18 protein-coding genes are annotated in these 26,769 nt (G+C 51.8%); 5 read left to right on the plus strand and 13 right to left on the minus strand.

The features are described from left to right. Positions 1–467 precede the first annotated feature (467 nt). The 5 genes from selA to PY479_RS07640 form a co-directional block, all read right to left on the minus strand. Positions 468–1,889, minus strand: coding sequence for an L-seryl-tRNA(Sec) selenium transferase (gene selA, locus PY479_RS07620; RefSeq protein ID WP_275483398.1), 1,422 nt, complete (start codon positions 1,887–1,889; stop codon positions 468–470). A 344-nt stretch (positions 1,890–2,233) separates the two neighbouring features. Then, positions 2,234–4,504, minus strand: a complete 2,271-nt coding sequence (locus tag PY479_RS07625; protein ID WP_275483440.1) for a S9 family peptidase — start codon at positions 4,502–4,504, stop codon at positions 2,234–2,236. A gap of 160 nt (positions 4,505–4,664) precedes the next feature. After that, on the minus strand, positions 4,665–6,170 hold the full coding sequence (locus tag PY479_RS07630) for a DHA2 family efflux MFS transporter permease subunit (protein WP_212594486.1): 1,506 nt from the start codon (positions 6,168–6,170) through the stop codon (positions 4,665–4,667). 3 nt (positions 6,171–6,173) lie between these two features. Beyond that, positions 6,174–7,391, minus strand: a complete 1,218-nt coding sequence (locus PY479_RS07635) for an efflux RND transporter periplasmic adaptor subunit (RefSeq protein WP_275483399.1) — start codon at positions 7,389–7,391, stop codon at positions 6,174–6,176. A gap of 33 nt (positions 7,392–7,424) precedes the next feature. Next, positions 7,425–7,892 carry a MarR family transcriptional regulator gene (locus PY479_RS07640; protein ID WP_275483400.1) on the minus strand — a complete coding sequence of 156 codons (468 nt, stop codon included), beginning with the start codon at positions 7,890–7,892 and terminating at the stop codon, positions 7,425–7,427. 198 nt (positions 7,893–8,090) lie between these two features. Here PY479_RS07640 and yegD point away from each other — a divergent pair, with 198 nt between their 5' ends. Further along, a complete protein-coding gene (yegD, locus tag PY479_RS07645) occupies positions 8,091–9,443 on the plus strand; it encodes a molecular chaperone (RefSeq protein WP_275483401.1) in 1,353 nt (450 codons plus the stop codon). Here yegD and PY479_RS07650 read toward each other — a convergent pair whose 3' ends face one another. Then, positions 9,444–10,133, minus strand: coding sequence for a 2'-5' RNA ligase family protein (locus PY479_RS07650; RefSeq protein WP_275483402.1), 690 nt, complete (start codon positions 10,131–10,133; stop codon positions 9,444–9,446). Between the two features lie 207 nt (positions 10,134–10,340). Here PY479_RS07650 and PY479_RS07655 point away from each other — a divergent pair, with 207 nt between their 5' ends. Further along, the gene (locus tag PY479_RS07655) at positions 10,341–13,085 is read left to right on the plus strand and encodes a M14 family metallopeptidase (RefSeq protein ID WP_275483403.1); all 2,745 of its coding nucleotides are present in this window, start codon (positions 10,341–10,343) and stop codon (positions 13,083–13,085) included. 666 nt (positions 13,086–13,751) lie between these two features. On the opposite strand, the gene PY479_RS07660 is transcribed toward PY479_RS07655, so the two are convergent. From PY479_RS07660 to PY479_RS07680, 5 genes are all read right to left on the minus strand, one after another. Then, positions 13,752–14,210, minus strand: coding sequence for a hypothetical protein (locus tag PY479_RS07660; protein ID WP_275483404.1), 459 nt, complete (start codon positions 14,208–14,210; stop codon positions 13,752–13,754). A 112-nt stretch (positions 14,211–14,322) separates the two neighbouring features. Beyond that, complete coding sequence (locus PY479_RS07665) at positions 14,323–14,559, minus strand: hypothetical protein (protein WP_275483405.1); 237 nt, start codon at positions 14,557–14,559, stop codon at positions 14,323–14,325. A gap of 487 nt (positions 14,560–15,046) precedes the next feature. Then, positions 15,047–15,694 (minus strand): single-stranded DNA-binding protein, encoded by a 648-nt coding sequence (gene ssb / locus PY479_RS07670; protein ID WP_212594525.1) that lies wholly within the window; start codon positions 15,692–15,694, stop codon positions 15,047–15,049. Between the two features lie 36 nt (positions 15,695–15,730). Continuing rightward, positions 15,731–17,098, minus strand: coding sequence for an MFS transporter (locus PY479_RS07675; protein WP_212594526.1), 1,368 nt, complete (start codon positions 17,096–17,098; stop codon positions 15,731–15,733). Between the two features lie 261 nt (positions 17,099–17,359). Further along, positions 17,360–18,475 (minus strand): NADH:flavin oxidoreductase/NADH oxidase, encoded by a 1,116-nt coding sequence (locus PY479_RS07680; RefSeq protein WP_275483406.1) that lies wholly within the window; start codon positions 18,473–18,475, stop codon positions 17,360–17,362. Positions 18,476–18,583: 108 nt separating this feature from the next. On the opposite strand from PY479_RS07680, the gene PY479_RS07685 reads away from it, so the two are divergent. The 3 genes from PY479_RS07685 (at position 18,584) to PY479_RS07695 (ending at position 24,594) form a co-directional block, all read left to right on the plus strand. Continuing rightward, a complete protein-coding gene (locus PY479_RS07685) occupies positions 18,584–19,480 on the plus strand; it encodes a LysR family transcriptional regulator (RefSeq protein WP_275483407.1) in 897 nt (298 codons plus the stop codon). A gap of 143 nt (positions 19,481–19,623) precedes the next feature. Then, on the plus strand, positions 19,624–22,449 hold the full coding sequence (gene uvrA, locus PY479_RS07690) for an excinuclease ABC subunit UvrA (protein ID WP_275483408.1): 2,826 nt from the start codon (positions 19,624–19,626) through the stop codon (positions 22,447–22,449). A gap of 300 nt (positions 22,450–22,749) precedes the next feature. Continuing rightward, complete coding sequence (locus PY479_RS07695; RefSeq protein ID WP_275483409.1) at positions 22,750–24,594, plus strand: DEAD/DEAH box helicase; 1,845 nt, start codon at positions 22,750–22,752, stop codon at positions 24,592–24,594. A gap of 66 nt (positions 24,595–24,660) precedes the next feature. On the opposite strand, the gene PY479_RS07700 is transcribed toward PY479_RS07695, so the two are convergent. Next, positions 24,661–25,689: a DUF2955 domain-containing protein gene (locus tag PY479_RS07700; protein WP_212594531.1), complete on the minus strand. Its 1,029-nt coding sequence runs from the start codon at positions 25,687–25,689 to the stop codon at positions 24,661–24,663. Between the two features lie 8 nt (positions 25,690–25,697). Further along, entirely contained in the window at positions 25,698–26,756 is a 1,059-nt protein-coding gene (locus tag PY479_RS07705; protein WP_275483410.1) for an HlyD family secretion protein, read from the minus strand. Positions 26,757–26,769 lie beyond the last annotated feature (13 nt).

Below are 26,769 nucleotides of genomic sequence, written 5' to 3' on the forward strand. Positions count from 1 at the left end.
CAGCGCATCAATGCCATCGCCGGATACCGATGACACCGGAAATACGCCTTCTGCCATAAGTCCGTAAGACTGAAGCAACTGCGTAGTTTCACGGATAACGTCGGCCTGACGTGCAGCGTCTACCAAATCGGTCTTGGTCAGCACCAAGGTGAGACTTTGTAGTGGCAATAATGCCAGAATGTCCAGATGGTCACGGGTCTGTGGCATCACCCCGTCATCACAAGCGACAATCAGCAATGCATGACGGGCATGACTGACGCCCACCAGCATATTATTGATAAATTTTTCGTGCCCCGGCACATCGATAAATGCCAGCCGACTACCATCCGGTAACGGCAAAAACGCATAGCCGAGATCGATGGTCATGCCGCGGCGTTTCTCTTCCGGCAGACGGTCAGCGTCCATCCCGGTGAGCGCCTGGATCACCGAGGTTTTGCCATGATCGACATGGCCGGCGGTGACAATAATCATAACGCTGCCCCCGAGGCTTGCAGGTCAGCGAGTAACGCATCAAAATCATCGGCACCGCGCAGATCCAGCAACAGCTGCTCATTGGCAATCCGGCCAATGACTGGGCGGGTGGCGGTTTTGAAATGCCGCTCCAGCGTCAAAATGGAGGCACCATTTACGGCACTAAATGCCAGCGCCACCGACGGCAGGAAAGTATCTGGCTGTGAACCACTGCCCACTTGAGTGTTGCAATCGATGATCTGTAACGAGTAAGCCGGCGCATATACCTTGGCAAGCGCAGTTTGCAGTCGCTGGGCTTGCAACTGTAACTCGCCCTGAGTGCGCGCGAACTTCTTCATGATCGGCAGTTCACGATCCAACGTTTCTGGCTTGAGATAGTGGCGCAAGGTGGCTTCCAGTGCCGCCAGGATCAGTTTGTCGCAGCGCAATGCCCGTTTCAGCGGATGCCGTTGAATATCATTAATCAATGACTGTCGCCCGACAATCAATCCGGACTGTGGGCCACCCAATAATTTATCGCCGGAAAAACTCACCAAATCCACACCGTCCGCCAGCATCGCCTGCGGGGTCGGTTCCTGTTTCAGCCCAAAGCGGCGCATATCCGTCAGCGCACCACTGCCGAGATCTGACAGCAATGGGATAGCTCTTTCCCGGCAGAGTTTGCCCAATAACGCTTCATCCACGGCGGCGGTAAACCCACTGATATGGTAGTTGCTGGTATGCACCTTCATAATGGCACCAGTATTTTCGGTAATGGCCGCTTCGTAATCGCGCAAATGGGTGCGGTTAGTGGTGCCAACTTCCACCAGCTTACAACCGGCCTGACGCATAATGTCAGGAATACGAAACGCGCCACCAATCTCTACCAGTTCACCGCGGGAAACGATCACCTCTTTACCGGCAGACACGGCCGATAGCATCAAAAGCACCGCCGCCGCATTGTTATTCACCACGCAGCAGGCATCCGCTCCAGTGAGACGATGCATTAGCTCGCTGATGGTATTGTCACGATGGCCGCGCTTACCGGCTTCCAGCTCAAATTCCAGCGGCGTCGGATAACGCATCACCGAGGTTACCGCCTCGATAGCCGCTTCTGACTGTTGAGAACGTCCAAGATTGGTATGCAAAATGGTGCCGGTCAGATTCCATACCGGTTGCAGGCTATGGCGATGACTCGCCTGCAGTTGATCAGCTAAATACTCGAAAATACTCGTCACAGAATCGAGCCACTGTGGCAGTTGCTGACGGCTGGCAATTTCACTACGTGCAGCAGCCAGCATCTGGTTTAACGCCAGTTTGAATTCAGCCTTACCGTAGCTCTGCAACAAGGGCTGTAACGCATCCTGGCTGAGCAAAGCATCCATGGAGGGAAGTGCACGATAGAGCTTTTCCTGGGTATCAAGTACTTGGGTCATCATCTGTCACAACTAGCAAAGGATAAAGGAGAGAGCCAACGGCCCATCCCGGTATATTCCAGGCGATCATGCCTAAGATTCTGACGCCGACAGCAGAGCGTAACGCTACCTCAGTTTGGCATCACCACAGTTAGTACACCGTGTAGCGCCATAATGCCACTGTGTTCAGCTCAAACTGCAATGCAGGTAACGCTATCCGGATTATTGATTTCTATATTTCGGCCAAATTGGACAAAGTGTCGCGGCAGATTTGCCATCTGCCATGATACAGCCGCAGCTCACGCCTTCACCGACATAAAAAAGCAGCGCCACTAAGCGCTGCTTTTTACTGTTAACCCAGAGCCAATTTATTGGGCGGGTTTGAGCAGATATTTCTCGAAGAAGTCGGTCTTCAGCGTCTGTCGATGCAACGTCGTCCCCTCGCCTTCTTTGAGCGCGTGGGTGCGGTTGGGGTACGACATAAACTCAAACTGCTTATTGTATTTCACCAGTTCGTTGATCAGCTCTTCCGTGCCCTGATAATGCACGTTGTCATCACCGGTGCCATGCACCAGCAGCAACTTGCCTGTAAGGTTTTTGGCAAAGGTGATCGGTGAGCTCTGGGTGTAACTATCCGGATCAGTTTTCGGATTGCCAGAGTAACGCTCCTGATAAATGGAGTCATACAGACGAATATCCGCAACCGGCGCAAATGCCGCGCCGACCTTGAACTTGTCACCATGGCGGAACAGCAAATTCAGGGTCGAGCTGCCTCCACCTGAATGGCCCCAGACACCCACGCGTGCGCTATCTACCTGGGGCCAGCGTTTGGCGATGGCATCCAACGCATCTACCTGATCCCGTACCGTAATGATGCCGATTTTCTTATAGATAGATTTACGCCATTCGCGACCTTTGGGGGCGCGGGTACCGCGGTTATCGACTGACACCATGATAAAACCATGCTGTGCCATCATGCTGGACCACAGATAGTTATCGCCGCTCCAGACATCCTGCACGGTTGAACCCCAGGGTTCGCCGTAGACGTAAAAAATAATCGGGTACTTTTTGGATTTATCCATATGCGGCGGAAACATCACCCACCCATCCAGCGCTACACCGTCACGCGCCTTCACCTGGAAAAACTGATGCTGCGGCAGATCCAGTTTGGCCAGTTTGGCTTTCAGTTCGGCGTTATCAGTCAGCGCTTTAATGGTGTTATGGCCGTCGACTTTGATGATTTCGCTGGAAGGCGGCACATCAAAGCGGCTATAAGTGTGCATTGCCAGACTGCCATCTTTGGAGATGTAGTAACGGTTATTGCCACTGAAATTTTCCGGGGTTATGCGAGTAACCTTACCGCTACCATCAAGACTGGCCTTAAACAGATAGCGTGCCTCCGGATGGTTCGGTGAGGCAGTAAAATAAAGGCTGTTGGTAGCTTTATTCAGTGTCAGCAGGTCGACTACATCGTAGTCCCCTGGTGTCAGGTCCACCACACTTTTGCCATCACGGGAAACCCGGTACAGATGACGCCAACCGTCGCGTTCACTGTGCCAGATAAAATGACGGCCATCTTTTTCCCACTCGGCCGGATAGTACCACTCCAGGAACGCATCATCATGCTCGGTCATGATGGTGGTCAGCTGTTGTTTCTGCCAATCGAACAAACGCAAAACGTTGGTATTCTGCGGCCGATTCACATCCTGGATCAGCACTGCTTCACTGGTCCCCGCCCAACTGATACGTGGCACGTAACGGTCACGATTGTCACCAGGTAATGGTGCCCAGCGGGTTTTTCCGTCTTGCACATTCACCACCCCGATGCGCACGGCAGAATTCTGTTCACCGGCTTTCGGATAGGGGAACTGGGTGATGGTTGGATACAGCCCCGCGGTGTTATTGATCATGGTGAATAACTTCACACCACTGCTATCAAGCTGCCAATAGGCGATATTCTGACTGTCGGGGCTCCAAAGAAAACCATCCTTGATGGTGAATTCCTCTTCATAGACCCAGTCAAAATGGCCATTGATTAAGGTATCGCTACCATCATGAGTGAGCTGCGTTACTTTGCTGCTGCCCAGCGATTCCAGGTAGATATTGTTATCCTGAACATAGGCGACACGTTTACTGTCAGGCGAGAACTTAGCAAACATCAGCTTCTTGGCGGCAGGTTGTGCGCCCCCGAGCTGGTACAGTTTGTTGCTCTTGAGATTCAGCACCCAGAAATCGCCGCGAGTGCGGCTGCGCCACACCTTCTGCCCATTAGTGAAAACTAACAACCATTGGCCATCATCTGACCATTGGTAATCTTCAATGGTAAGCGCTTCTTTGGCACCTTGGGGGGTTAACTGCTCCAGCGACACCAGCACTTGGCGACCGCTACCATCAGCTTTATAAAACACAATATCACTGCCTTTGACACCATGTTCCTCTTCACCTGCTTTTGGCTTGGTTTCGGCTTGTTTGTCACGCGGTTCCAGCACGGTATAACCGCTGCCGTCATCCAGCCAGCGGAAATAAGGCGCACGTTGCGGTTCGAATTCCTTGTCCTGGTAAATACGTTTGAGGGTGAGTTTAACGCTGGTATCCTCAGGCGCTACCGAAGAGGCACAGCCACACAGACTCAATAGCATAGGCGCCACACATAGTAGAGATTTATAGATATTCATCGGCTTTATTATTGAATTTATTATTGAAACAACAAGCTATTCATTAACACAAAGCCGATATTGTATACAGCCTCTGGTGCCCGAAACTTCGTTAGCAGATGTGTACCGTCCCTGGTGCACACGCTTAATGACTGCGAAAGAATGGGGGTTTGGCGAACCAGATAATCACCATCAGCCCAGCAAACATCCAGCCGAGCAAGGTGAAATAGTCGATGGTGGACATCATTATCGCCTGTTGCTGTAGCAACTGTTCAATCTGCGCCAGATTACTTTGGGTAACGCCGCCCATCTGTTGCAAATAATGTTGTGCCTTGTCGTTCAACAGACTGATGTTTTCGCTCAGTTGCGCCCGGTGGAAAATCTCTCGGCGATCCCACAGCCAGATACTCAGCGAAGAGGCAAAGCTGCCCCCCAGCACCCGCAGAAAGGTAGCGAGTCCGGAACCATCGGCAATCTCGTGGTGTTCCAGATTTGACAGCAAAATAGTGGTCAGCGGCATAAAGAACAGCACCACCCCGATGCCCATAAACAGCTGTACCAAGGCTACCGAAGCAAAATCTACTTGCAGATTGAACCCGGCACGCATGAAACACGATGCGCCGATCACGATAAACGAGCCTGTCACCAGCAATCGCAGATCAAACTTGTGGGCATATTTACCGATAAGCGGCGAAGTCAGCAGCGGAATAATACCCATCGGCGCCGCCGCCAGACCCGCCCAGATCGCGGTATAGCCCATGTTGATCTGTAACCACTGAGGCAAAATCAGCGCAATGGCAAAAAACGCTGCATAACCAAACACTAACGCTATGGTACCAGTGGTAAAGTTGCGATCGCGGAACAGCGACAGATTGACGATCGGATGATCGCTGGTGAGTTCCCAAATCACAAACGCCACCAGCGATACCAGCGATATCAGCCCCAAGGACACGATAAAGCTGGATGAAAACCAATCGAGATCATTGCCTTTATCCAGCATGATCTGTAACGCGCCGACCCCGATCACCAGCAGCGACAACCCGCCAAAGTCGATGGGATTACGCACAGTGTCTTCCGGGCGTTCCCGCAGCTGTAAAAACACCACCAGGGCGGCAAAGATGCCGATAGGCACGTTGATGTAAAAGATCCAGCGCCAGGAGTAATTGTCAGTGATCCAGCCGCCAGTGATCGGCCCCACAATCGGGGCCACCACCGTGACCATCCCAATCAAAGCCAATGCCAACCCCCGTTTGTCGCGCGGGAATATCGCCATCATCAAAGTTTGCGACATCGGAAACAGTGGCCCGGAGAAGAAACCCTGCAATGCCCGGAACAGGATCAATTCATTCATCGAATGCGCCATACCACAAAGAAAAGAGGTGATGGCAAACATGATCACAGAACCTAGGAACAGCTTGGTTTCGCCAATGGTACGCGACACCCAGCCGGTCAGCGGCAACGCAATCGCATTACACACCGCAAAGGAAGTGATCACCCAAGTACTTTGGTCGGAGGACACCCCAAGGTTACCGGCAATTGTCGGCAACGCCACGTTGGCAATGGTGGTATCCAGCACCTGCATGAAGGTCGCCAGCGACAACCCGAGTGTCGCCAGCGCCAGATTCTGCGGCCGGAACTGATAGTTATTCATCCGTTAGTTGCCTTTGGTCTCAGCGACGACTGCACTATCCGTGGTGATACCATTTTCCTTAAGGATCTGCTTCACCAGCTGGTGTGCCTGCTGTAACTGATCGTCATAGATATCAGTGCTAAACCGGGGTTTGCTGACTGGGGTTTGCGCCAGCAACGGCCCATTTTCATCTTGCAGATGTACCGTGACCATGGTTGACAACCCAATCCTCAGCGGGTGTTGTTTTAGCTGCTGCGCATCATCCAGCACCACTCGTACCGGCAACCGCCGTACGATTTTGATCCAGTTCCCTGTGGCGTTTTGTTCTGGCAGCAGCGCAAATGCACTACCGGTGCCGATCCCCAAACTGGCGATATGCCCTTTAAAATGCACGTCATCACCATACAGATCGGCCACAATGTCCACTGGCTGACAGATACGCATTGCCGCCATCTGACTTTCTTTGAAGTTAGCGTCAACCCACACTTGTTCCAGCGGCACCACCACCATCAATGCGGTACCGACCGACAGTTGTTGCCCGACTTGGACCGCACGTTTAGCGATGTAACCGGACTCCGGGGCTTTGATTTTGGTGTATTGCAGATTGAGATAGGCGTTTTGTAGCTGTGCAATGGCGCTCTTGATGGCCGGATGATTGGCAATAGTGACCCCTTCAGTCAATGCCAGTTTTGCATTAAGTGACTGTTTTACTGCATTTAACTGATTCTCGGCTGCTTTCAGACTGTCCCGATAATGGGTCACTTCCTCTTCGGAGATCAGATCCCGTTTTGCCAGTTTTACCCGCCGTTGATAGTCCGCCAGCGCCTGCTGATAAGTGACTTGCTGCACCTGTACCTGCGCTTGGTAGTTGTCGACATCGTTATACAGACCGCGGGTCTGGCGCACCACATTGGCCAGATTCGCTTCGGCACTGTCCAGCGCAATTCTGGCGTCACTTGGGTCAAGAGTCACCAGGGTCTGGCCTTTCTCGACATAATCGCCTTCATCGGCAAACACCTGAGTCACACTGCCGGCAATCTTCGGCGCAATTGAGATCAGATTGCCCTGCACATAGGCATCATCAGTCTCTTCATAAAAACGGCCATATTCCTCTTGATAAACGTAAGCGCCCAAACCTGCACCCACGATCACCAACAGCAATCCCAACAGATATTTTTTGCGTTTGCTGGGTTTTGCTGATGATGCTGCGGCCGACTGTTTTTCTGTTGTTTGCTCAACCATAAAAGTCTCGTTCGATATTCAGATAAAAAGGAGTTATTCCGGTTGCGGCGCCAGCACGCCACCGGCAGATAAAAGTTTGCGCAGCAGCGACTCTAGCTGTGCGATGTCCTGGTCATCCAATCCCAGGGTGAATTCATTCAATACTTGTGCAATCAATTCCGGCATCTGTCGACACAAAGCCTGGCCGCTTTCAGTGAGTTGCAAGGCTATCTTGCGCCGGTCGTTATCATCTCGAACCCGCTGCAATAGCTGTTTCTGTTCCAGCCGATCTAACATGCGAGTGGTGGCACCCGCGTCGATGGATAACCGCTGACTGAGCACGCTGCAACTCTCAACATGATCACGGTGGACCAGCATCAATACCTTGAATTGTTGTGCCGTAATATCCAGCGGCAGCAGATGCCTTGTCAGTACCCGATCTTTATGTTGGTTCACTAAGTGCAACAGGTGCCCCAGTGAAAACGGATTTTGTTCAATTTTGCTAGCGGTAAAATATGCCATGTCAATATTTGCCTAGGCAATTAAATAAAAATGAATATACGCCGCGGCGATACATGATGCAACCGCCATAACTCTGCATCGGCCAAATGACCGGGAATAATCGCTAGGTTATCGATGAATGCGCAGCGGTAACCGTGGCATTTGGCAAGGATTTGCGTTAGCTTATGCGGCTTTCTTTGCCGCGCTAATGGTGCATTCATGTTTATCGGGTTTGATTACGGCACATCTAACTGCTCAGTCGCGCATATGGTGAATGGCGAGCCGCAGCTGCTACCACTGGAAAATGCCAGCCACTATTTGCCATCAACACTGGCAGCGCCGACCCGCGAATCCGTTTCCGAATACCTGTTTCGTCATTATCAGATCCAGCCGTTAGATGCAGTTGGTCAGCAGTTGCTGCGCCGTTCTGTCGCAACGAACCGCGAAGAAGGCATCAACCTGCACGCGGAAGATTTGCTGTTTGGTCAGGCGGCACTGGAGCTGTATCTGGCGCATCCGCAAGACCTGTATTACGTCAAATCACCGAAGTCATTTCTGGGTGCGATGGGTTTGCATGAGGTGCAACTGAGCTTTTTTGAAGATCTGGTGTGCGCCATGATGGCTAACATCAAGCGGCGAGCAGAACAGATCAGCCAGCAAACGATTGACGATACAGTGATTGGTCGGCCGATTAACTTCCAGGGCAGCGGCGGCGAAGCATCCAACCATCAGGCAGAAAACATCTTGCGCCGCGCCGCCACCCGTGCCGGATTCCGGCAGATTGAATTTCAATTCGAACCGGTCGCTGCCGGGCTGGAATATGAAGCCGGGCTGACACAGGAACAAACCGTATTAGTAGTCGACATCGGTGGCGGGACAACTGACTGTTCACTGCTACAGATGGGCCCCAACTGGCGCAAGAAAAAAGACCGCAATGACAGTCTGTTGGCACACAGCGGCCAGCGCGTTGGTGGTAACGATCTGGATATTCATCTGGCATTTCGTCAGTTAATGCCACACTTCGGCTTGGGCAGTTTGCTGGAATCCGGGCTGGAGATGCCGATGAAACAGCTGTGGAATCCAGTGGCAATAAACGATCTGTCCGCACAAAATGATTTTTATGGGCAGCGCAATCTGGCAGAGCTCAAACTACTGCATAAGGAAGCGCAACAACCGCAAAAACTGGCCCACCTGTTACAGGTGTATCACGACACGCTCGGCTACAGTTTGGTTCGCCGTGCCGAAGAAGCCAAAATCGCCCTGTCACAACAGCCGGAATTTCACAGCACACTGACATTAGCAACGGAAGCGCTGCCGGTGACCATCCATTACGATGAGATGTTGCAAGCGTTGGATGGCCCCAAGCTGCAGATCACTAAGCTGGTACGGGAAGCCTTAACTCAAGGAGGCTGTGCGCCGGACGTGATCTTTATGACCGGCGGTTCGGCGCGTTCCCCCGTCTTGCGGCAGGCGGTCGCAGAAGTATTACCACAGGTGCCTTTAGTCAGCGGTAACGACTTCGGCTCAGTCACCGCCGGGTTGGCGCGTTGGGCCGAGGTGTGTTTCGGCTGATTACTTAAATAAGTACTCCGCTAACACCTGACGCTGCTGTCCCCACTCATCAGTGACCCCAATCCCCAAGCCGATAATCTCACCTTCAGCACTGGGGAGGTGTTGCTGCATCAATTGCTCGAATGTCGCCAGTTGCGGATTTTTCTCCGCCGCTAACAGCGTCAAATGCGGCTCAAAATTCTGAAAAACATTGGGGCTACCATAACGCTCAAATGCTGCCAGTTTATCCGGGTAGGCTTTCACCCACGCAGGCAGCACTGGATTCGGATCGCGCAGCGGTGCTAGCGCTAAAGTCACTGCATCTGCCAAGCGTTGCAATGCAGGACTACGCTCCACATCAATAAAGGCCCAGTTACCTTTAGTCACCGTAAAGCCTTTGGCAACCAGTGGCAGCGGCTGGTTCTGCTGACTCAGTTGCTGTACCGCCTGTTTGATAGCGGCATCGCTACCGTCAGGAAAAGCGGTCAGATACAAAGTGATATGTACCGGACGCCCTTGCTGATAAAAACTTTGCATACCATAAGTGGCTAACTGCTGGCTGGTGTCACTCACCAACTGCACTATCGGTTTGGAAGGAATGGCATAAACATCCAGCATTTGTGCCGCCTGACTGCTGCTAGCGCCAAGTGACACGGCGACTAGCCAAGCGTAGGTGAATAAACGAGTTTTTAGGGACTGCAATCCGTTCACTGTGACTCCAAAATAGCGGTGATTAACGTGGCGATTATAACGGCTTGTGCAGCAGATTGTGCAATCCGGCAACTGTCAGTAAGCATTTCAGCCACTCACCAAAGATAAATTCACCAATAGTAACAACCCCTGACAATATAGCGTTTGTCGCCCCGGTAATTTATCGCTAGCATGATGGCTACATAAATATACTTCTATTTAACAATCATGAAGATACAGAAATTCTTACCAGTGCTATCGCTGGTAAGCGCCATCAATTTTGCCGTTGATGCAGCACCGGTTACCCCACTGACTTCGCCAGTTACAACCTTTGCCATGTGGCCAGGGGCACAATACGCCAGCAATATTCCTACCGTAAAACAAGTGCTTGGTTATGATCTTGGCGAGCGCATCACCAATGATGATGACATGCTGCGTTACTTTGAGGCACTGGCAAAAGCGGCTCCAGAGCGGATCAAAATCTTCAATTACGGCCAGAGCTGGGAAGGCCGCCAATTAATTTATGCGGTGATTGGCAAACCGGAAACCATCGCGCATTTAGATCAATATGCCGCAGAGATGCAGGCATTGGCCGATCCCCGCAAAACCAGCGAAAAGCAGGCGCAAGCGCTAATCGACAAACTGCCCTCTTCCGTGTGGCTGGAACACAGCGTACACGGTAATGAAATCAGCAGCACCGACGCCGCCATGATGACCGCGTATCACCTGCTGGCATCACAAAACGATGCCGTGGTAGACAAGATTTTCGCCAACACGCTGGTGTTTATTGACCCGCTGCAAAACCCCGATGGTCGCAACCGTTTCGTGAACTATTACTACCAGACGGTGGGGATGGTACCGAGCAGCGATCGCTTAAGTGTCGAACATAATGAACCCTGGCCCCAGGGCCGCAGCAACCACTACCTGTTTGATATGAACCGCGACTGGCTGGCCATCACCCAGCCCGAAACCGCTGGCCGCATCAAAGCGATGCTGCATTATCATCCCAACATCGTGATCGATCTGCATGAAATGGAAGGCGATTCCAGTTACTTCTTTGTGCCTGCCGCCAACCCATTTAACCCGCATATGAGCAAAGCGCAGATTGCCAACAACACCCTGGTCGGCAAAAACAACGCAAAATATTTCGATCGCTTCGGCTTTGATTACTTTACCCATGAAGTGTTTGACGCTTTCTATCCGGGCTATGGCGATAGCTGGCCGACCTTCCTCGGCGCGTCTGCCGCAACCTATGAAGTAGCCTCCGCGCGCGGCGACTGGTTCCGCACCGCTACTGGCAAAACCATCACCTTCCCGCAAACAGTGCAGAAACACTTTGTCGCCTCGATTTCCACCGCTGAAATGGCCGCCGACAACCGTAAGAAACTGCTGACTGATTTTTATCAGTATCAGCAGCACGCCATAGACGCCGGTAAAGATGATAGCAAAGAGCGTACCTTTATCATTCCGGCGGTACGGGATGCTGCCGGCAGTTATAAGCTGGCGAACTTGATGGCGCGCCACGGCGTAGAGGTCAAACAGGCCGACAAGCCATTCAGCGCCTGTGGTAAAGATTATCCAGCGGGCGCCTACTTTATTGATACCGCCCAACCACGAGGCCGTTTTGTGAAAACCACCTTCACTAAGCAGGTGGATATGGACCAGGATTTTCTGAAAGAGCAGGAACGCCGTCGCGCCCGTAAACTCAACGATGAAATCTATGATGTGACTGCATGGTCATTGCCGCTGATGTTTAATATCGATACCGATGCCTGCGGCAAAACTGTGGATGTTGCCAGCCATCAATTAACGGCCGACGCACCTTTGGTGGGCAAAGTCACTCATGCCGATGCCAAAGTCGCTTATCTGGTGCCGTGGGGAGATATGGCGGCGGGACGTTTCCTGACTGCAGCGCTGCAAGCAGGTTTAACCATTAAAAGTGCCGATAAAGCCTTTGTCACTGGCGACAACACTCACTATCCAGCGGGCTCGCTGATTGTGGAAGTGAAAGCCAACCCAGACAATGTGGCCGACCTCGTCAGCAAAATTGCCCATGACACAGGTGCGCAGGTGACCGGTGTTGACAGCAGTTGGGTCAGCGAAGGGCCAAGCTTTGGTAGTGAAAACACCGTCACCATGACCGCACCCAACGTCGCCATGGCTTGGGATGAACCGGTCAGTTCATTGAGCGCCGGGAGTGCCCGCTTTGTGGTAGAACAGGAATTCCACTGGCCAGTCACCGCTATCCGCTCTGACAAATTGGCGAGTGCTAACCTGAGCCATTATCAGGTGTTGATCCTGCCATCTGGCGATTACACCGCGGCACTCGGTAAAAATGGGGCGGCCAACCTGAAAGCCTGGGTCGCACAGGGCGGCGTATTGATCACGCTGGCCGATGCCACTCGCTTTGCCACCCAGCCGGATATCAGCTTGCTGGACGTGAAACAGGAACTGGCCTACAAAGCTCCGAAAGAAGGCGAAGACAAGGCAGCATCTGAGGCAGAAGCCAAGGATGACAAAGACAATCAGGATAACCGCGTACCAGGACAACTGATCAAATCAAAAGCCGAGCTGATTACCTCCATCGAAAATGACAAGGAAACACCGGATAACGTCGCTGGCGTGCTGGCCAATGTCGAAGTAGATCAGGAGCATTGGTTAACCGCCGGGGTTAATCCACAAGTTGTCTCTATGGTCACCGGCCATGATATCTACACCCCGATCAAACTGGCTTCCGGTAAAAACGTCGCCTGGTTTGCCGATGAAAAACATCTGCTCGCCAGTGGTTATCTGTGGCAGGAAAATCTGAAACAGCTCGCCTACAAACCATTTTTGATTTATCAGCCAACCGGTAAAGGCATGGTCATTGGCTACACCGAAGACCCCACCAGCCGCGCCTATCTCGATGGTCTCAACGTCATGCTGATGAACACCATCTTCCGCGCCGCCGCCCACGCCACACCGCTACGGTAATTAAGCATTCAAATGCAAAAATGGGCCTTCATGGCCCATTTTTTATTCTAAGTTCTGGTTAACGCGAATTTGGACATTTTCGAGTTAAAGTCTTAACTCTAACTTGTCAGTTTCGGATAAAAATTTCGATGGATTAACGCTTTGCTAATGGCTGCCGCAGCGTAGCGTAGGCAGTCCAGTGGAGGCCACGCTGTTTGTGGCCGGAACGCAATTAAGCAACTTGTTATGTGAACACAACTCAACACTTATTGGCTTCTATTTTGTGCCCACATTTACAACAATAGAAGTACTGATAAGCCAACTCATTAGGTATCAGCCAAGAGCTTAATCTACTTCTATTTGATTCAATTTTTCTAACTACAACCCCACTGTGCACCAAGGCTCTCCCGTTGCATTGTGGACACTTGTATATCATGGCAATGATAATTGCAGACCAGCCTAATAAGGTGACAATGACTAGATAAGGAACAAAGATCTCATTAGCCACAAATATCACCGGCAATAGCAGCAAAAACAGCAATCTAGTTGTGGTAAATGCAAACCAGTAGTAGTTGAAAAACGGTTTTGACATTGAGGTCTGCCTAGTTCACAAACGCCGCCAACAGCGGCCGAGCATAGCGAGGTCCCAGCGCATGGAGTGCGGCGCTGCTTGGCATTGTTACAAGGCTACTCAATGAAAACTGTTGAATTGACATTGAAATAGTAAACCTCAAATGATCCACCTAAATCTAACAAACGAATAGTGATCTGAGCATCACCATTTTCATAGTGTGCTAATACAGTGTATGTGACTATCGTATTGGCACCTTCTTGAATGGTCGCGCCTGCCTGCACCTGATTGAATACTGGTTCGTCCATTGATTTTAAACTACCTAGTTTCGAGAAAAACCGAAATAGTTTTTCAAAATCATCCTGCGATACATTGTCGAAGGTAGAAGGAACAAAGAATTGTTTTGCCTTCTCTGTATCCCACTCCGAAATCGCTGGAATAACCTCTTTAATGTAAGGAACCGCAGTTTCTTTATACCCAGATTGCTTATAACCGGTATACACAGCCACGAGAATGAACAGTAGGATTATTCCTAACAGGATTACCCCGAACCACTTAAGTATCTTCTTAAACATCAGACTTCCTTATCCTTGTAACATCCGCTAAACAGTGAGCGTTAGTGAGTCTGGTGGAGGCCACGCTTTTTGGGGGGGCGCAACGAATTTGAGTGGCTTGTTAGAAGTGGACTTACGCACGGGACACCAGTTCTATTTTTTCGTTTTCTAAAGAGATTTGTTCGTAATGAACTAGGCCACCAATATCGGTATCAATCATTACCCCCGTCTGAAGGCAACCCCATTGCTCTCTTGGATAATCAGCGGAATATCTATCTCCATCAATATCCGCTACAACTAGTCCCTTGTACATCCCACTAATCAGGACGTTGTCACCGACTTCTATCTGCTTTCCATCCATGTATTTCATAGTAACTTCTAACGCCATTACTAATGGGCGCATAAACGCTTGGCTGAATCGCCACAGTTAATCTAACCACTTTGCTGCATTACTAAAATTTGGTCAATGCCCTGATGCTAGAGTTGTACAAACGTCAGGCCGATAAAACGTTTTGGGGCAAAAACGTGTTATCCCGAAAATACACACAATGCAATTTTCCCCTTCGGCGCTACCGAGGATGTTGGTAAACAATGGCTAGCTGAGACAGAGATAGCCGCACTGGGACTGCTTTCATGGCTAGAAAAGCCGTGAATCCTGAGAGTCGCCATTTTCACCATAAAGCTGGGGAGCTTTCAGCGCCGTGGGGGGTTCCAAGGGGGCGAAAGATGAGCATTGCCCCTTGACCGCAGTGTGAGCGCGAAAGCTCACGACTTTCTAATTTTGTTTAACCCAACAAAAAAGTCACTGCATTGCAGTGACTTTCCCATCAACCCTGAAAGGTGACAAACCCCATACCTCAGAACGGGATATCATCATCCCAGCCATCATCCAGATCTGGAGTGTAGTTCTGTTGTGGCTGCTGCGGTTGCTGTTGTGGTTTCTGCTGCGGCTGCGGCGCTGGGCGCTGCTGTGACTGCGGCTTATTAGGCGCATAACCACTATTTTGCTGTGGCTGATAAGCTGGCGCAGCCTGCTGCGGTGCATATTGCTGCTGTGGTTGCTGTTGTGGTGCAGCGTACTGGTTGCCACCCTGAGGTGCACCAAAATTACCACCGCCCATGTTGCCACCCTGCATTGGTGCGCCACCCTGATTCTGTGGGCGACCACCGAGCATCTGCATGCTGCCTTGCATATCGACCACGATCTCAGTGGTGTAACGCTCCTGACCACTCTGATCTTTCCACTTACGGGTCTGCAAACGGCCTTCCAGATAAACCTGAGAACCTTTGCGCAGATATTCACCTGCCACTTCAGCCAGCTTGCCGAAAATTACCACACGGTGCCACTCGGTGCGTTCCTGCTGTTGTCCCTGCTGATCCTTCCAGGTATCACTGGTCGCGACGGTGATATTTGCCACAGCATTGCCGTTTGGCATATAGCGCACCTCTGGGTCCTGCCCCAGATTGCCCACCAGAATTACCTTATTAACACCACGACTGGCCATGAAAATCTCCTGCGATTCTTAATCTTTACGTTGCGCTTAATTGGAAGAGCCTAGCACAGCTCGCGCCGCCGTTAAATCGAATTGATCGTTCACTTTGAGGTAGGCAACCTTTTCCTCAAGCACGACAATGGCTTCGGCTACACCTTCCAATTGTGACAGCTTGGCGGCCATCTGTTGTGCCTGTTCACGGCCCTGTACCGCGGCTTCCAACGTGTAACTCTTGAGGATTTTTGGATTTTTCATGCCAAAGGTAAGGCCAAGCCACACCAACATCAGCACCACGGCGACGATAAATACGCCAGTAGATCCCAACAGCTGATAAGCCCCGCCGCCGAACAAACCACCACAGAAAGCCCCTAAGAACTGGCTGGTAGAATAGACGCCCATGGCCGAGCCTTTAGCGCCCATTGGGCAGAACTTGGAGATCAAGCTTGGTAACGACGCTTCCAGATAGTTGAAACCGGTAAAGAAACCAATAATGGCAATACTCAAGGCGACCAGACTGTGCGGCAGTGAAGCCATCAGGCACAAGGCTATGACCATGATCACCAAGGCAATCTGGAACATCTGTTTGGTATTTTGCCGTTTCACGCCAACGATGATCATCGGCACCATTAACATAAAGGAACCGACAAATGCCGGGAAATACAGCATCCAGTGTTTCTCTTTCACCAGTCCGGCATCAACCAGATCCAGTGGCAGCGCCACAAACACGGCGGTCAGCACTAGGTGCAACAAGAAGATACCGGCATCAAGACGGAACAACTGCGGATCTTTAAGCATTTGCAGCAGCTTGCCGGTTTGCGCCAGCGTGTCTCCGGCAGGCGCATGCCGCACCGGATTGGGCACTAACAGCTGCATGATCACCATGCCGACAATCGCCAGCACGCCAGTAAGCGCGAATAAACCGCTGAGTCCCAGATGTTGTGCCACTACCGGCCCCACCAACAAGGCCACAGCAAAGGAACCACCGATACACATGCCGATGATTGCCATGACTTTGGTGCGCTGTTCGTCGCGAGTCAGATCAGCAGCCAGTGCCAGCACCGCGGCGGCAATCGCGCCCATGCCTTGTATCGCACGACCAGCGACAACGCCATAGATGCTGGTAGACATTGCCGCCACCACGCTACCGATAGCGAATAATACCAGGCCACCGAGGATCACCGGCTTGCGGCCGATTTTATCGGACAGAATCCCCATTGGGATCTGCAACAGTGCCTGGGTCAGACCGTAGGCCCCAATGGCGATACCTACCCATAGTGGAGAAAATCCTTGCAGATGTTGTCCGTATAACGCGAACACCGGCATGATCATAAATAAGCCCAGCATGCGTAATCCAAATACGCCGGCTAGGGAGAAGGCGACTCTTTTCTCAGTTCCGGAAAGTCCAGCATTGGCCATGTAGTTGTTGCCCTGAGTTCAGTTTTATTTAAGGAAACGCAGTTTAACACGAAGCTTTTTTTTCACCCAAAGGGAAATCCCCCTGCTTGGGATCATCATTCAAAGACTGAAGATAAATTAGCGACATATCAAAAACATAGTGGGATTAAATTGCGTTAATGTTGCCAATGACAGCAAAGTCGCTGCACTAGGCTGATTTTATGAGCAAAAGCGCTGGGTTATAAACAAAACACCCGCTAAGTAGCGGGTGTTGGTGACAACTTATTGTGCCGAACCTGTGCCTGGACCACGGTAACGTGACAACCAGTAAGCGTATTGATCCGGCAATACTGACGCTGGTTTTTCGATCCCCAAGGCTTGGGCAATCTGCATCGGATAATGCGGATTGGCAAGATGGGCACGCCCGATCATCGCCAGTTCAATCTGCTTATCAGCGATCGCTTTTTCAGCGGTGCGCGGATCATCAATACACCAGCTAGTGGCGACCGGCAGTTCGGCTTCACGTCCGACCTGGGCAGCAATCGGGACCATAAAACCCGACGCCCAAGGGACTTTGGCATTCTGAGTTGAGAAGCCCATGCTGACGTTCAGCATATCCAAACCCGCATGTTTGAACTGACGCACCAACTCAATGGATTCCGCCAAGGTTTCTTCGTCATGACCATCAAACTCGATCACGCCAAAACGCGCCGTCAACGGCAGATGCTCAGGCCAGACTTGGCGCACCGCTTGTAGAGTTTCCAGCAGGAAGCGACTACGACCAGCAAAATTCCCCCCGTAGGCATCGGTGCGTTGGTTGGCTGCACGGGAGAAAAAGCTTTGTGCCAGATAGCCGTGGGCAAAATGCAGTTCCAGCCATTCAAAACCGGCCGCTAATGCTCGCTGGGCCGCGGCGACAAAGTCCGCTTGTACCCGTTGAATATCGGCAACAGTCATCGCCTTAGGCACCTTGGGCAAGCCGCCGCCAAAAGCGATGGCTGACGGGGCAATGGTATCCCAGCCGTTGGGCTGATCAGATGGGATATGGTCATCACCTTCCCATGGACGATTGGCGCTGGCTTTACGACCAGCATGACCTATCTGAATACCGGGCACGGCACCGGCGGCTTTAATGGCCTTGGCAACACGCGCCATGCCCTGGATCTGGCCATCTTCCCATAAACCAGTACAGGCTGGGGTAATGCGGCCTTCAGGCGACACGCCGGTGGCTTCAACAATGACCAGTCCAGCGCCACCTCGGGCAATCGATGCGTAATGTGCTTCGTGCCAGTCAGTGGTGTAACCGTTGACAGCGCTGTACTGACACATAGGCGGCACAGCAATGCGATTGCGCAGTGTCACCCCTTTAAGGCTATAAGGCGTAAAAATTGCGGTCATAACTACCTCATCAACTCGTGCAATATGAAAAATATGATTGCCACAGTCTAAGAAGTTGCAACTATAATTTGAACTAACATGTAATTATGGTTTTGATAATTTTTACTTATGATTAATCCACAGTGGCTGCAAACTTTTACGGTACTAAGTGAAATGAAAAACTTCACCCGCACCGCCGAACGGCTCGGAATTACGCAGGCAGCGGTCAGCCAGCAAATGCGACAGTTAGAACAGCAATTCGGCCACTTACTGGCACGCCGTGGCCGCGAGATGGCGCTGACCCCAGCTGGGGTGGCACTGCTGCAATATCAACGAGAAGTAGAGAACGCTGAAAACCGTCTGCAAATGCGTTTAACCGAAGCGGAAGCCACCTGCGGCGACGTTGGCATTGTCTCCCCCGGCAGCATCGGTCTGCGTTTGTATCCGTTACTGTTAGAGTTACAACAGCAACATGCCGGACTGGTGCTCCGTCACCGCTTTGCGCCCGATCCTGAAGTACTGGAAGTGGTGCTCAGTAATAAATACGAGCTGGGTTTAACCAGTACCAAACCGGATGATCCGCGCCTCAGCGCCAGCCGTTTTACCGAAGAACCATTGGAACTGGTTATCCCTGCCGACAAAACGGTGGATAGCTGGCAGGATTTAATGCAGCTGGGTTTTATCGACCATCCTGATGGCAGGGCAATGGCGACTCGGCTGTTAAGTCGCTGCTTTCCGGGCAATCCTGGTATTAGCAGTTTACCCATCACCGGCTTCAGCAATCAGGTCAGCCTGCTGCTAGAACCGGTGGCCAGAGGCTTGGGATTCACTGTGTTACCGCACTTCGCGCGAATATCATTTGCCAAACAACAGGCCATCAAGGTAGTAGAAACGCCGGTAGCTGTGGTTGATACCCTGTGGCTAATCCACCGCCAGGAATGGCCGTTGTCGAGCCGTGCCGAAAAAGTCGTGTCATACCTGCGACAAGCGCTTTGCGGTTCCGTTAACACTACGGAACCAACCTAGAAAACCCCTAATTCATCAGGGTTTTATTGCCATCGCACGGTGCTTTACACGCAGGTTAAAAAGCTGACAATCACTAGGAGTCGACGGTAATTTATGCGATACTGATCGTCTTTTTCTTCGGTCAGCAATCAGCAATTTCAGAGATGGATAAGATAGAAATCCGCGGTGCTCGCACCCATAACCTGAAAAATATCAATCTCACGATTCCCCGGGATAAATTGATTGTTATCACTGGGTTATCTGGCTCCGGTAAGTCCTCGCTGGCGTTTGATACGCTCTATGCAGAAGGCCAACGCCGTTATGTGGAATCCCTGTCAGCGTACGCGCGCCAGTTCCTGAGCCTGATGGAAAAACCCGAGGTGGATCATATCGAAGGGCTGAGCCCGGCGATCTCCATTGAGCAGAAATCTACCTCACATAACCCGCGCTCTACCGTCGGTACAATTACCGAAGTGTACGATTACCTGCGCTTGCTTTATGCGCGTGTTGGCGAACCACGGTGTCCTACCCATGGCGAACCACTGGCGGCACAGACGGTGAGTCAGATGGTGGATCAGGTGCTGGCGTTGCCCGAAGGCGAACGCATGATGCTGCTGGCGCCGGTGGTGCAAGCTCGTAAAGGTGAGCACGTCAAACTGCTGCAGAATCTGGCGGCCCAAGGCTATATCCGCGCCCGTATTGATGGTGAAGTCTGTGACCTTTCCGATCCACCAGAGCTGGAACTGCAAATAAAACACACCATCGAAGTGGTAGTAGACCGCTTTAAAGTGCGCGCCGATCTGCAACAGCGGCTGGCCGAGTCCTTTGAAACCGCGCTGGAACTCTCGGGCGGCATTGCCACAGTTGTCAGCATGGATAACACCGATGCGGCGCCGCTGCTGTTCTCGGCTAACTTCGCCTGTAGCCAGTGTGGTTACTCCATGGCGGAGCTGGAACCGCGACTGTTCTCTTTCAACAATCCCGCCGGTGCCTGTCCGACCTGTGATGGTCTGGGCGTACAGCAATTTTTTGATCCGGACCGGGTCGTCACTAACGATGAACTGTCGCTGGCCGGCGGCGCTATCCGTGGCTGGGATCGACGGAACTTTTATTACTTCCAGATGCTGACTTCTCTGGCAGAGCACTATCATTTCAAAGTGGAAACCCCATTTTGCGAGTTGACCGACAAAGTCCGCGATATTGTGCTTTATGGCTCCGGAGACGAGAAAATTGCCTTCCGCTATATCAATGATCGCGGCGATGTGGTGATACGCAACCATCCATTTGAAGGCATTCTCAACAACATGGACCGCCGCTACCGCGAGACCGAGTCCAATGCGGTGCGTGAAGAGTTGGCCAAATACATCAGTAACCGTCCGTGTAAAACCTGTGGCGGCTCGCGTTTGCGTGAAGAAGCACGCAATGTGTTTATTGGTGATGTCAGCCTGCCGCAACTGACCGACTGGTCTATCGGCCATGCAAGCCGTTACTTTGCCGAACTGAAATTTGATGGTCAGAAAGCCCAAATCGCCGAAAAAGTGCTGAAAGAGATCCATGACCGCTTGGGCTTTCTGGTGAATGTCGGTCTGAACTATCTGTCACTGTCACGCTCCGCGGACACGCTTTCGGGCGGTGAAGCGCAGCGTATTCGACTGGCCAGTCAGATTGGTGCCGGTCTGGTAGGTGTAATGTACGTGCTGGATGAACCGTCTATTGGCTTACATCAGCGCGATAACGAGCGACTGCTGAGCACCCTGACCCATTTGCGCGATCTCGGTAACACCGTGATTGTGGTAGAACACGATGAAGATGCTATCCGCTGCGCCGATTACATTGTGGACATCGGTCCCGGTGCCGGCGTACATGGTGGCGAAGTGATCTGCGCTGGTGACCTCGACACTATCATGCAATGTGAGCAGTCACTTACTGGACAATACCTTTCAGGCAAGCAGACTATTACGGTACCCGGGCCGCGCACCGTGTGTGACCCGAATAAAATGATCAAGCTGTATGGTGCCCGTGGCAATAACCTCAAAAATGTTAATCTGGAGATCCCGATTGGCTTGCTGACCTGCATCACTGGGGTGTCTGGTTCTGGGAAATCGACGCTGATCAACGATACTTTTTTCCGTATCGCCCATAAGATGCTCAACGGTGCCACGGTCAACGAACCGGCACCTTATGATCGCGTCGAAGGCATGGAACTCTGCGACAAAGTCGTGGATATCGACCAGAGCCCGATTGGCCGGACACCGCGTTCTAATCCGGCGACTTACACTGGCATTTTCACTCCCATCCGCGAGCTGTTTTCCGGCACGCAGGAAGCCCGTACCCGCGGTTATCAGCCGGGTCGTTTCTCCTTTAACGTGAAGGGCGGTCGCTGTGAAGCCTGTCAGGGTGACGGCTTAATTAAGGTGGAGATGCACTTTCTGCCAGATGTTTATGTGCCCTGTGACGTCTGTAAAGGCAAACGTTACAACCGCGAAACGCTGGAAGTGAAATACAAGGGCAAAAGCATTCACGAAGTGCTGAATATGACGGTAGAGGAAGCCCGTACTTTCTTTGATGCCGTGCCAGCCATTGCCCGTAAACTGCAAACGCTGATGGACGTCGGATTGTCTTATGTGCAGCTTGGACAAAGCGCCACCACCTTGTCGGGCGGTGAAGCGCAGCGGGTGAAGTTAGCCAAAGAGTTGTCAAAACGCGACACCGGCCAGACCCTGTACATTCTGGACGAACCCACCACCGGCCTGCATTTTGCGGATATTCAGATGCTACTGGACGTACTGCATAAGCTGAAAGCCCAGGGCAATACCATTGTGGTGATTGAGCACAATCTGGACGTGATTAAAACAGCTGACTGGATTGTGGACTTAGGGCCAGAAGGCGGCTCAGGCGGCGGCACCATTCTGGTAGCCGGCACCCCGGAACAGGTGGCCGAGCATGAGGAATCACATACCGCGCGCTTCCTCAAACCACTGTTGAAATAGTTCGCAAGAAGACCACAAAGGGCCCAAGTTTAGGGCCTTTTGTTTTGATCACAAGGCGTTCATGAGTCCCGCGATTATCAGCATTGCGGCATCGAGATTGCAAAGTGTTAACGTGGAACAAGTATTATTTTTCTACAGACTTGTGACGAAATTACACTATACTTTTCGAACAGCGCTGGATATTTGTTGCGCATAGCGTTATAATCCGCCGCTTTTAAAATGGGAAGTCAACGCGGGGTTGATTTTCCTGCTGTAAAATTCTTTTTTGCGTTTTCAACGCACCCACAAGGCTACAATTCAATGTCATCCAGTGAACTGACTTTCCGTGAACTCGGGCTTTCCGAGGAGTTGCTGCGCGCCCTGAACGAACTGGGCTACGAGCATCCAACCCCTATCCAGGCCGCCAGTATCGTGCCGCTGATGGAGGGTAAAGATATTCTGGGCCAGGCTCAGACAGGGACCGGTAAAACCGGCGCTTTTGCTTTACCGTTACTTAACGCCATTGACCATAAATTCAATGCCCCGCAAATTCTGGTATTGGCGCCAACCCGGGAACTGGCCGTACAGGTCGCAGAAGCGTTCACCAGCTATGCCAAATACCTCAAAGGGTTCCATGTACTGCCTATTTATGGCGGTCAGAGCATGCATCAGCAGTTGCAAGCACTGCGCCGTGGGCCACAGGTAATAGTCGGTACACCGGGTCGTGTGATGGACCATATGCGCCGTGGTACGTTGAAACTGGACACCATCAAGGCGCTGGTGCTGGATGAAGCCGATGAAATGCTGAAAATGGGCTTCATCGATGACATCGAATGGATCTTGGATCAGACTCCAGATGACCGCCAATTAGCCCTGTTCTCAGCGACCATGCCAGAACAGATCAAGCGCGTTGCCAACAAGCATCTGGCAAGCCCAATCAATATCAGTATCGCCGCTAGTCATGCGACGGTTGACTCTATTGAACAGCGCTTTATTCAGGTGTCACAGCACAATAAGCTGGAAGCGCTAGTGCGGGTGCTGGAAGTGGAAAACACCGAAGGCATTATTATCTTCGTGCGTACCCGTAACTCCTGTGTTGAGCTGGCTGAAAAGCTGGATGCGCGTGGTTATGCCTGTTCGCCGCTGCATGGTGATATGAACCAGCAGGCGCGTGAACGTGCGGTTGACCAGTTGAAGAATGGCAAGCTGGATATTCTGATCGCCACTGACGTCGCCGCTCGCGGTCTTGACGTAGAACGTATCGGCCATGTGATCAACTACGATATTCCTTACGATACTGAAGCCTATGTACACCGTATTGGTCGTACTGGTCGTGCCGGCCGCAGCGGTATGGCAATCCTGTTTGTGACCAGTCGTGAAATGCGCATGCTGCGTATGATTGAAAAGGCCACTAACAGCCGTATTTCGCCAATGAAAGTGCCAAGCCCAGAAACTGTGGCAGAACGTCGTCTGTCGCGTTTAGGTGATCAAGTTGCCGAAGTCATCAGTAGCCAACAGTTAGACTTCATGAAAGGTGCAGTAGCACAGCTGTGTCAGCAACTGGAAGTCGATACGGATATTCTCGCCGCCGCACTGTTGTATCAGGTACAGCAAGAACGTCCGCTGCAACTGCCAGCCATGCAGGAGCGTCAGCGCGATGTGCAGGACAGCAAATTCCAGAGCGGTGATGACCGCAGCAGCCGTCGCCGTCAAAGCAGCCGAGCCACCCCTGGCGATCTTGGCAGCGCCGAAGAACTGAAAGACAATCCAGATATCAAGATGTGCCGCTATATGCTGGAAGTTGGCCGTGATCACGGTGTAGGTGTGGGTAACATCGTGGGCGCCATTGCTAACGAAGCAAATATTGACAGCCGTTATATTGGTCAGATCCAGCTGCTGGATCAGATCAGTACGATAGATCTGCCTGCGGGGATGCCAAAAGATATTCTGATGCATCTGAAAAAAGTGCGCGTCTGTGGTCGTCCAATCAATATCAAAGAAGTTGGCACACAGCTCGATAGTGGCAAAGAGCAGAGCAAACCGCGTCGTAGCCGCAAGCAGGAAGATGAAGGTCATGCGGATCGTGAACGCAGTCCACGTACCGAACGTAGCAAGCCACGCTTTGAAGGCGAACGTCGTCCGAAACGTCGTGAACGCAAAGAGTAATTACCGCTACTACTGATAAAAAAGGAGCCGCAAGGCTCCTTTTTTATGCTTCATTGGCGAGTTGTGTTAAGACCCAAAACGGGTGGACTCAAAGCTATTCAGTAATCGGTGGATCATATAACAGATGCATAAGGTACCGACGATAGCCCCCATAATGCTGCTAACACGATAAAGTGCGCTGAAAACCAGGTCATTGCCGGGGGCGAGATACTGCCCGAATAAAATGCCCAAGGTGGTCATCGCACCAAAACCGACTCCGGAGCCAGAGGCCTCTTTTACATGTGCCTGGGCAAACAGCATAGTGCCAAGCCACAATAATGGCGCCACCAGCAGCAATAATCCGGACCAATCGTACAGCAGTAACTGCACTGACAAACCGTAGAACACCCCAAGAATGGTGCCCATCGCCCGCTTTTTCGCATAACCGAGCGCACCGTTCCAATGCATCGGAAATAGCAGCAGCAAAGTCGTCGCCTGGGCGGATAATGAGTCCTTCAAATCAAACAGCTGAAACACCAGAAATGAAATAGTCGCCATACTGGCACCTAGCAGCGCTTCATGACGCATTCGATGTGGCTGTTTCGGTTCTGCCACATGACTGGCTCGCGGCTCGACATCTGGGAAAACTGCCTTCATCAGATAAGCAATTAATACCGATAAGGCACAGGCAATCAGGTTACTGCAGATTAAATCATTGAGGTCAGTAGCGGGATAACTGGCAAAATGCAGCATAATGCTGAGGTTGATGACGCCATTGGCGCCAAACAGAAACAAACTGCCTTTCGACATACAGGCAAAGCGATACAAAAACAGCAAAAAGACCAATGGTGTCATCAGTCCAATATGACCGCCAAACAGACCACCGATAATGCCGACTTCCAGGCCACATAGCACGCCGGCCGCCAACAATTGCCGGGCGGCATGACCGTTCATGGTCGGCACTAACCCTAGCAGCAGCATCGGAGTGACGACATAGAACACCCCGTAATTCCAATTCATCGCTTTACAGATCAGAAAACCGATAGTGGCCCCGGTCGCAACCCGCAAACACTGACGCAAGTCATTGGTGGTCAATGGCTTATTACGCAACAACATCGTCAGCCTCAGTAGATGTAATGCAGCAAGCTGATGAATTTGATCTGCAGATGCGCCAGAAATCGCAGCACCCCGTGCTCCGGCAACAGCTGTACCGTGGCTCGCGCACCTGCCGCCAGGCGCAGTTTATCGTTGTGGCTCAAGTCCAGATGTAAGCGTAAACGCTGGGCGTCGCGGACCCAACGATCTGACTCGGTAGGGGTGGCTAGCGAGCCGTCAGCAACAAACTGACCAGCGCTGACCCCCGCGTCAATGCTGCTGACAGTAGCGTTGTATAATTGACCGGGTTCGCCATCAAATGCCACCCAGGCTTCACTGCCAGGGCGAATATCTTTGAGGGTCTTTTCGCGAAAATCGGCAATGATATCGGTCTGTTGAGACACCAGCGCCAACACTGGGTTGGCATTACTGACCACACTGCCCTGCTGCAATTGCAGGTTGGTCACCACGCCATCTTCTGCGGCAGTGACTCGTGTGTAGGCCAGATTCAATGTCGCCGTCGCCAGTTGGTTCTGTGCCTGACGTAATTTCAGATTCTGCTCACCGGGCAACCCACGCGAGACCTTAAGTTTGGACAACTGAGCATTCGCTGATGCCAGTGTTGCCATCTCAGTACGTACTGTGGTTTCAGCCTGCTCCAGACTCTGGCGCGAAACGCTATGATCGTTAAACAGCGAGGCCAAACGTTTGGCTTCACGCTGTGCCTGGGCTAACGCTACGTCACTGGCAGTCACACTCGCAGTTGCCGCGGCTATCGAGGCATCCAGTTCAGCGTTGTCTTGTTTGGCCTGCTCGACGGCCAGTTGCGCTTGTTCCAGCGCCAATTGATAGGGTTGCGGATCAATCACAAACAACAGGTCGCCTTTTTTTACCTGCTGGTTATTCGTCACCGCCACCTGAACCACTTTACCCCCGACCTGCGGTGCTACTTTGGTCACCAAATGCGTCGCCATGGCCTGTGGCGTCAGTGGAATTTTCAAATCCGCCAGCATGAAATAGGCGAAAGTAAGGCCAAACCCGAACATGGAAAATTTAATCATGCGGGCAAACTGTTGGTCCGGCGTCATAAAACTGGAAACT

Source organism: Shewanella sp. A32 (assembly GCF_029167175.1).
GTDB classification, from domain to species: Bacteria; Pseudomonadota; Gammaproteobacteria; order Enterobacterales; family Shewanellaceae; genus Shewanella; species Shewanella yunxiaonensis.